The organism is Kitasatospora sp. NPDC058406, assembly GCF_042722765.1.
Taxonomy (GTDB): domain Bacteria; phylum Actinomycetota; class Actinomycetes; order Streptomycetales; family Streptomycetaceae; genus Kitasatospora.
Genome location: NZ_JBHXKE010000322.1, coordinates 1 through 8,434, shown reverse-complemented (window position 1 = coordinate 8,434; position 8,434 = coordinate 1). Strand labels below are relative to the sequence as shown.

The 8,434-nt window shown below is 72.7% G+C and carries 7 protein-coding genes; 2 read left to right on the top strand and 5 right to left on the bottom strand.

What is annotated here, in order from left to right; translation table 11 throughout:
- Positions 1–440 precede the first annotated feature (440 nt).
- The 5 genes from ACFWOG_RS37195 to ACFWOG_RS37175 form a co-directional block, all read right to left on the bottom strand.
- Positions 441–1,079: an NAD(P)H-binding protein gene (locus ACFWOG_RS37195; protein ID WP_329882654.1), complete on the bottom strand. Its 639-nt coding sequence runs from the start codon at positions 1,077–1,079 to the stop codon at positions 441–443.
- A gap of 97 nt (positions 1,080–1,176) precedes the next feature.
- Positions 1,177–1,806, bottom strand: a complete 630-nt coding sequence (locus ACFWOG_RS37190) for an NAD(P)H-binding protein (protein WP_329950039.1) — start codon at positions 1,804–1,806, stop codon at positions 1,177–1,179.
- A gap of 76 nt (positions 1,807–1,882) precedes the next feature.
- Positions 1,883–3,517 (bottom strand): PQQ-binding-like beta-propeller repeat protein, encoded by a 1,635-nt coding sequence (locus tag ACFWOG_RS37185; RefSeq protein ID WP_329950038.1) that lies wholly within the window; start codon positions 3,515–3,517, stop codon positions 1,883–1,885.
- A gap of 31 nt (positions 3,518–3,548) precedes the next feature.
- Complete coding sequence (locus ACFWOG_RS37180) at positions 3,549–4,526, bottom strand: NAD(P)-dependent oxidoreductase (RefSeq protein ID WP_329882651.1); 978 nt, start codon at positions 4,524–4,526, stop codon at positions 3,549–3,551.
- Between the two features lie 290 nt (positions 4,527–4,816).
- Complete coding sequence (locus ACFWOG_RS37175) at positions 4,817–6,547, bottom strand: MDR family MFS transporter (RefSeq protein WP_329950037.1); 1,731 nt, start codon at positions 6,545–6,547, stop codon at positions 4,817–4,819.
- 217 nt (positions 6,548–6,764) lie between these two features.
- Between ACFWOG_RS37175 and ACFWOG_RS37170 the strand changes: the two genes are divergently transcribed.
- Both ACFWOG_RS37170 and ACFWOG_RS37165 read left to right on the top strand, forming a co-directional pair.
- Complete coding sequence (locus tag ACFWOG_RS37170; protein WP_380363868.1) at positions 6,765–7,628, top strand: SDR family NAD(P)-dependent oxidoreductase; 864 nt, start codon at positions 6,765–6,767, stop codon at positions 7,626–7,628.
- A 154-nt stretch (positions 7,629–7,782) separates the two neighbouring features.
- Positions 7,783–8,434: GNAT family N-acetyltransferase (locus tag ACFWOG_RS37165; protein WP_380363866.1), on the top strand; the 652-nt coding region annotated here is incomplete at its 3' end.

The window sequence follows — 8,434 nt, the reverse complement described above, 5'->3', positions numbered from 1 at the left end:
GCGGCGGGCGGGCCGGGAGGTGTGGGCATCGGCTGTGCTCCGGAAGGCGAGGGGCGACGCGGGCCACGGGCCGGCGGCCACCGGGGGTGGATGGTGATGAGGCCGCCGGCCCACGGCTTGGGTGATCCGCGGATCACTCCATACTCTGCCCCGTCCGGGAAGGCCGGGCATCGCACCACGGGAGTAGCCGGCCGTACCCCCCGTTGAGTACGGACCGTCCTCGGGGAGACGGTCCGTACACGGTCCGGGCGGGCGACGCCCCGACGGGCGGCCGTCGGGAGGGAGTGGAGGGAGGTCGGGGGGGCGGTCGGGAGGAGGCCCGGCCCGCCGGCCGGGCCGGCGGAACGGTGCCCGGCCGGCACCACCGGCGAGCGGTGCCGGGGCGGTCTCGGTAGGCGGTCTCGGTACGCGGTCTCGGTACGCGGTCTCGGTACGCGGTCTCAGTAGGCGATCTCGACCACCGCGCGGTGGGTGGACGGCTCGGCGAGCGCGCCGACCAGGTAGTGCGCGAGGTCGGCCCGGGATATCGACCAGGCCCCGGGCAGCCGGCTCCCGACGCCGGTGCGGTACCGGCCGCGGGCCCGGCCGCCGGTGAGCCGGGCGGCCCGGACGAGCGTCCAGTCCAGCCCGGTGTCCTCCAGCACCAGCCGTTCCATCCGCGCCATGTCGGCGTACGGCCGGCGGAGCATCGGGTGCAGCACCCAGGACGTGAGCGCGCGCTGGAACGGGGCGGCCCGCCAGGGCGGCGGGCCCATGCTGGTGGTGGAGACACAGAGCACCCGGCCGACGCCGGCCGCGCGCATGGCCTTCAGGATGTGGTCGGTGCCGGCCGAGTAGACGGTGGTGGCGGCCCGGCTGTAACCGATGCCGAGCGCGGAGACCACCGCGTCGGCGCCCTCGACGGCCCGGGCCACCGCGTCCGGGTCGAGGACGTCCCCCTGCCGGATGCTGTGCGGCCGGGCGTCGACCAGCGCCAGCGGGTCACGGGCGAAGGCGACGGTGGAGTGCCCGGCCTCGGCGGCCAGGTCCAGCACGTGGCGGCCGGTACCCCCGGTCGCGCCGAACACGACGATGTTCACGGAGCGTTCCCCTCCTCGCTCGGGTCCTCGGGTCCGGGCGCGCGGCCGGCCCGCGCCGCGGACGTGCCGCGGGCGGGCCGGCCTCCGCCGGGGTCCATCAGTTGGCCACCTCGACGCGACGGCCGTAGGTGGCCGTGTCATCCAGATGGGTGACGATGTAGTCGGCGACGTTCGCCCGCGCGATGCGCGAGGCCTTGGCGATGTGACCGCCGACGACCGCCTGGTAGTTGGGCGTGGCCGGGCCGTCCGTGAGCATCGGCACCCGGACGATCGTCCAGTCCAGCGGGCTGGCCTCGACCTCGTCCTCCATCCGGGCGAGGTCGAGGTGGATGTTCCGGTAGACCCGGTCCACCACGAACTCGGCGACGAACCGCTGCATCGCCGGCAGGTGCTTGGTCTCCAGCCCCGCCGAGGACATCGTGACCAGCCGGCGCACCCCGCCCGCCCGGGCGGCGGCGATGACGTTGCGCACGCCCTCGGAGAAGACGGTCGTCGTGGTGCGGCTGGTGACCCCCAGCGCGACCAGGACGGCCTCCTTGCCCGCGAGCGGGCCGTTCAGCGACGCCACGTCGAAGACGTCCGCGCGCACCTTGGTCAGCCGCTCGTGCTCGACCGGCAGCTTGGCCGGGTCGCGCACCAGTGCGGTGACGCTGTGCTTGTTCTCCAGTGCCTTCTCGACCAGCAGTCGTCCGGTACGACCGGCCGCTCCGACCACGACGATCTCCATGATGTGCCTCCTTGCCGGGGCCGGCGGCAACTGTTCGCCGCCGGCCGTGAGTTGACCTTCGCTACGACAACGTGTCCTACGGTAGGGAAAAGGCGAGCAGTACGCCGCCCGAGTTGCTCGGATACTGCGGGTAGTAGGCGGCCTGGATGTAGAGCATGCCGTCGGCCACCACCGCGCCGCCACCACCGGAGAGGGCCGTGCCGTGTGCCGGCACGCCGTTGACCGTGGTGAAGTCGCGGACCACGTCGTACTGCCAGAGCACCGCGCCGGTGGCGGCCGAGAAGACCCTCATCTTGCCGTCCGCGCCGCCCTCGTAGACGAGGCCGCGGGTCGCGGTGACCGCAGGCGTGAAGGCCCGCTGGCAGAGCTGCGGGTAGGCGGCGGCGCCGCCCCACTGGCAGCCGTCGGCGGGACTCTCGGTCTGCCAGAGGATCGCGCCGGTCGCCGGGTCGAGCGCGTACAGGGTGCCCGGGTTGGCGAACCAGGTGGCGACGTAGAGCCGGTTGCCGTCGTAGCTGGTGCCCCACTGGATGCCCGAACTGCCGCCCTTGGTGTTCGGGTTGGCGACGACCGCGCGGTCCCAGACCTTGGCGCCGGTCAGTGCGTCGTAGACGTGGTAGACGCCGTTCTTCTGGCCGATGCCGACCACCCGGCGGTTGCCGATGCTGAAGACGTTGGCGCTGGCGCCGAAGTCCCAGTCGTGGTCGGTGCCGTCGGCCTTGCTCGGGCAGTAGGCGTCGGCGCCCGGGGTGCCGCAGGCGACGGTGAAGGTGTCCGGGAAGGTCTCCTGGGTGCGCCAGCGGACCGCGCCGGTGCGGGCGTTCAGGGCGAGCACCGAGTCGGTGTCGCCGGCCGCGCCGGTGTAGTTCTGGCCGGTCCCGACGTAGACGGTGTTGCTGGCCCGGTCGAGGACCGGGGAGCTCCAGACGGCGACGCCGGAGGGCTCGTAGCGGTTCGCACCGTTGGGCCAGGTGCCGACCAGCTGCGGCTCGGGGTTGGTCCAGTGGCGCCACTCCAGCTGCCCGGTCCAGGCGTTGACCGCGACCACCGAGCCCCGGAAGGTGCAGCACGGGTAGGTGAGGTCGAAGGTCGCGCCGGACTCCTTGCTGGACACGCCGACGTAGACCTTGCCGTCGTGGACCAGCGGGGAGCTCGTGATCTGGGCCAGCGGGTGGGTGTCGAGCTTCAGCGACCACCGCAGCGCGCCGTTGCGGCGGTCCAGCGCGTACAGGTAGCCGCGGTTGTCACCGAAGTAGACGGTGTTCCCCTCGACCGCCGGGCTGCTGCGGACCGGGTCCGGGTTGCTGGTGGAGTGGGCACCGGCCACCGGGGCGACGTCGAAGGTCCACCGGGCCGCGCCGGTCTTCGCGTCCATCGCGTGGAAGGTGCCCTCGGCGCCGCCGACGTAGAGGGTGCCGTCCGCCACGGCGGGCTGGCTGCCCAGGTAGACCCCGGGCACCTTGGCGTGGCCGAAGGCCCACTCGAGGCCGAGACCGGAGACGTTGGCGGGGGTGATCCGGTGCTCCTGGCCGTTGAACCGGGTACCGGTGGCGTCGAACTGCCAGCTGCTCCAGTCGGCGGAGCGGTGGCGGGAGCCCTCGGCGTCCTCGGCTCCGGCGCCGTTGGTCACGGTGAGCATCACGAGCGCGGTCAGCAACGCCACCAGGGCGGAGCCGTACCTGGCCGCCCGGGGCCGTCTGTACTGGGACACGTAAATCAACTCCTCGGTGAAGGCGTGTGGTTCACGTACGGTCCGGAGTGGCGGCCAGGCCTGCGGCGGCCTCCGCGTGGGAGAGCACGGCGGCACAGTCCAGTTCGCCGAGGCCCGCCTCGGCGGCGGCGATCAGCGTCTCATGGGTGGCGTCGCAGACGGGGGTGTCGACGCCGAGGCGGTCGGCCTCCGCGGTGGCCAGCCGGAGGTCCTTGCGCATCAGGTCGAGCCGGAACTGCGGGTCCCCGTAGGCCCGGCGGCGCATCACGCCGGCCTTGAACCGCATCACCGGCGAGCTGAAGCCGCTCTCGCTGATCATCTGGAGCGCCAGCTCGCGGTCGATGCCGGCTGCCTGGGCCAGCGTCACCGACTCGGCGAGCACCTGCATCTCCACGCCCATCAGCACGTTGAGCATCACCTTGGCGGTGGCGCCCAGACCGCTCGGGCCGAGGTGCCGGATCTCCTTCGCCAGCGGCTCCAGCACGGCGCTCAGCCGGTCGTAGGTCTCGGCCGATCCGCCGACCATGAAGCGGAGTTCGCCGTCCTTGGCGTGCTGGCCGTTGCCGATGATGCAGGCGTCGACGGCGTTGCGGCCGCGGCCAGCCACCCGCTGGGCCACCGACCGGGCGAAGTCGGGGGAGACGGTGCTGGTGTCCATCACGATGCCGTGCGCGGGCAGCGTCTCCAGGACGCCGCCGGGGCCGAAGAGCTGTTCGTCGACGGCGGCCTCGGACGCGAGGCTGAGCAGGACCACGTCGACCCGCTCGGCCAGCGCGGCCGGGGTGTCGGCGACCTCCGCGCCGCGGGCGGCGAACGGGGCGGCGCGCTCGGGGGTCCGGTTGTGGACCACGATCCGGTGGCCCTGGTCGAGCAGCCGGGAGGCCATGCCGCCGCCCATCACACCGAGGCCGATGACACCGATCCTGGTCACCGGCGGGATGGTGGGGGCGTCTGCGGGCGGGAGGTCCCGGGAGAGTGCACGCCGCTGCTGGCTGGGTATGTCGGCCATGGAGTCGACCCGCTTCCTGGTGGGCTGGTCGCGCCGGGACTCCCGGCGCTCGGAGTGCGGCGGGGAAGGCCGTGCCAGGCACCCCGCCCCACCGCGGCCGGGGTGCCGACTGCCCGTCCAGCCTAGCGGGTGAACACTCACTCCGCACTGTCTTTCGACGTCCGTTTCGAGCCGTACCGCGCACTGATCTGGCGTCAAATCGCTGCCCGGACAGACCTCCTCCCCCACCACCCGGCGAGGGCGGAGGGGGAGGAGGTCGTCACATCGGCGGGACACCGGTCCGGCAGCCGTCAGCCGGCTGCGGCCTCCGGACGGGCACCGGGGCCGGCGGCCTCCGGTCGCCCGCCGCCCTGGCCGGCCTGGGCACCCTGGCCGGCCGGGCCACCCTGCGCGCCGACGCCCTGGGCACCCGGGGCACCCTGACCGCCCTGCGCACCCTGCCACTGGCCGCCGGGGCCGCCCTGACCCTGGTGCTGACCCTGGTGCTGACCGCCGGGACCACCGGGGCCACCCTGTCCGCCGGGCCCACCCGGGCCGCCCTTGCCGCCGGGCGCGCCCATCGGCGCCCGCATCGGACGCTCCTGGAGGAAGAGCACCACCACGGCACCGATCAGCGAGACCACCATGCCGACCAGGTAGACCACGTGCAGCGACTGGGCCAGCGCGTCGGACACGCCGTCGCGCACCGGCTCGGGCAGCGCCCGGACCTTGGCGGGAGCGGTCAGCACGCCATCGGTGCCGAGCCGCTCCAGCGCCTCGGCCGGCACCTTCTTCGGCAGCAGGTCACGCAGCTGCGAGTTGAGGATGGCACCGAAGACGGTGACGCCCATCGCGCCGCCGAGCGAGCGGAAGAAGTTCGCCGCGGCCGTGGCCACGCCCAACTGCCGCATCTCGACCGAGTTCTGGACCGCCACGATGAGCACCTGGGTCACCATGCCGAAGCCGATGCCGAAGACGGCCAGGAAGCCGCCGGCCGCCACCTCCGAGGAGTCGGCCTTGAGCGTCGACATCAGGAAGAGCCCGAGCGACATCACCAGGAGGCCGATGATCGGGAAGATCTTGTACTTGCCCGTCGCCGCGACGACCTTGCCGGAGACGGTCAGGCTGACCACGGTGGCGAGCATCATCGGGACCAGCAGCAGGCCGGACTCGGTGGCGGTGTCACCGTTGGCGACCTGGAGGAACAGCGGGGTGTAGACGGTCGCCACGAAGAGGGAGATCGAGGTGAGGAAGAGACCCAGGGTGGCGACCAGGACCACCGGGTCCTTGAACAGCTCCAGCGGGACGACCGGCTCGGCGGCCCGCTTCTCCTGGAGCACGAACCCGATCAGCAGCACCACGGCGAGCACCAGCAGGCCGATGACCTGCACGGAGCCCCACGCGTACTGGTCGCCGGCCCAGACCGAGACCAGCAGGATCGAGACGATCGCGGCACTGAGCAGCGCCGAACCGAGGTAGTCCAGCTGGTGCTTCTGCCGGTTGACCGGGAGCTTCAGCACGGAGGTGACCACCACCAGCGCGACGGCGCCGATCGGCAGGTTGATGTAGAAGATCCACGGCCAGCTGAGGTGGTCGACGAAGGCACCGCCGACCAGCGGGCCGACCACGCCGGCCAGCACGAAGCAGGACTGCGCGTAGCCCTGCCACTTGCCGCGCTCGCGCGGCGGGACGAGCTCCGCGATCAGGGCCATGGCCAACGCCATCAGGCCGCCGGCGCCGAGACCCTGGAGGGTCCGGAAACCGATCAACTGGCCGATGTTGGCGGAAAGTCCGGACAACGCGGAGCCGAGGAGGAAGATGGTGATGGCCGACTGGAACATCAGCTTGCGGCCGTAGAGGTCGCCCAGCTTGCCCCAGAGCGGCGTCGCGGCGGTCGCCGCGAGCATGTAGGCGGTGACCACCCACGCCAGGTGGGTGACACCGCCGAGGTCGCCGGCGATGGTCGGAAGGGCCGTCGCCACGATCGTCTGGTCCAGGGCTGCCAGGAACATGGCAAGCACCAGGGCAGCAAAGATCGTCAAGAAGGTCTTCCGTGGCACTTCTGGGGCGGGTGCAGCGTACGGGGCGCTCATTGGGTACTCCTTGAGGAGGCGTCCGCCGGCTCGGAGTCCTTGCTCCGAGCTTGAATTCGTATAGACTATACAATCAAAATTAGCCGTCAAGAGCCAACGTCAGGGCGGCCACGGCCGCCCGGAAGGGCAGCGAACGATGAGCCAACTCCAGGGGAAAATCGCGCTCGTGACCGGATCCACCTCCGGCATGGGGGCGGCGGCCGCGCTCGCACTCGCCGCCGCCGGGGCGCACGTCGTGGTCTCCGGCCGCCGGGCCGAGCTGGGCGAGGCCGTGGTGAACAGGATCCGCGAGAAGGGCGGGCAGGCGGACTTCATCGCCGCCGATGTCACCGTGGAGGATGACGTCGCCCGCCTCGTGGGTACCACGGTCGAGCGACACGGCCGGCTCGACATCGCCTTCAACAACGCCGGCGGCGGCGGCGCGTTCGGCCCGCTGGACCGCGTCCCGGCCGAGGCCTTCGCCGCGGTCCTCGCCGTCAACCTGACCGGCACCTACCACTCGCTCAAGCACGAGATCGCCGCCATGCGGGCGAGCGGCGGCGGCAGCATCATCAACAACGCCTCCACCGCCGGCGTCCAGGGCACCGCCTTCGGCCTGGGCGCGTACACCGCGGCCAAGCACGGCGTGGTCGGCCTCACCAGGGCCACCGCCCTGGAGGCCGGTCCGGCCGGCATCCGGGTCAACGCGCTCATCACCGGACCGGTCGACACCGAGGAGTTCCGCCAGCGGGTCGGCAGCCAGCCCGGCGCGCTGGAGCGGGCCGGGTCGGGCACCGCACTCGGGCGGATCGCGACCGAGGAGGAGGTGGCCAACGCGGTGGTCTTCCTGAGCAGCGACGCGGCCAGCTTCGTCACCGGCTCGCTGTTCGGCCTGGAGGGCGGCATGACGGCCGGCGTCTCGGCCGGGATGATGCAGCGGCCGGGCGGCCAGGGAGGCCCGGGCGGAGGCGGTCAGGGCGGCCCCGGCGCGGGCGGCCAGGGCCGTCCGGGACAGGGCGGCCCCGGAGCCGGTCGGCCGAACGCGGGCTGAGTCGGGAAAAGCGCATTGCCCCATTGCCATCGAACCACCCTCGGGATATTTTTTCGACATGCTCGTAAAAACCACGAGAAACACCGAAGAGTTCATCTCCGAAACCGGTGGGTGGATTGCTGGCAACCCCGTCGAGAATTCCATCCTGCTGACCATGCTGGCAGGTGCGAAGTTCCGGCCGCCGACCGCCCCGCCGATCAACTGGAGCCGGGTCGAGGACCCGACCTCCGGCTCGGCGCCGGTGGTCGGCGTGGCGGCCTTCACACCCCCGCACCTGGTCGTGCTGAGCGGGATGCCGGAGGCCGCCGCGGCCGCGCTCGGCACCGAGCTGGGCGCCGGCCCCGACCGGCTTCCCGGCGTGATCGGACCGGACGCGGCGGCCGCCGCGTTCGCCGCCGCGTGGTCCGAGGCCACCGGCCGACCCGCTCACGCGGGCCGGCGTGAGCGGGTACTGAGCCTGTCCGGCCCCGCCGTGACCTCCGACCGGCCGGCCCCGGCCGGGCAGTCCCGGGCCGCCCTGGCCGAGGAGTTGGAGCTGTTCACCGACTGGTGCCTGGAGGCCGCACACGGCGCCGGGCTCAGCCGGGAGACGGCCCGGCGGTCGGTCCAGCAGCAGATCTCCTCCGGTCTGCTGCGGGTCTGGGAGCACGAGGGCGACGCCGTCGCCATCCTCGGCCGGACCGCCTCCGTCGCCGGCGTGGTGCGGTTCAACCCGATGTACGTGCGGCCGGAGATCCGCCGCGGCGGGTACGGCCGGGCGCTGCTCGGCGAGATGCTGGCCGAGCTGGCCGTACGCGAGACGGTGA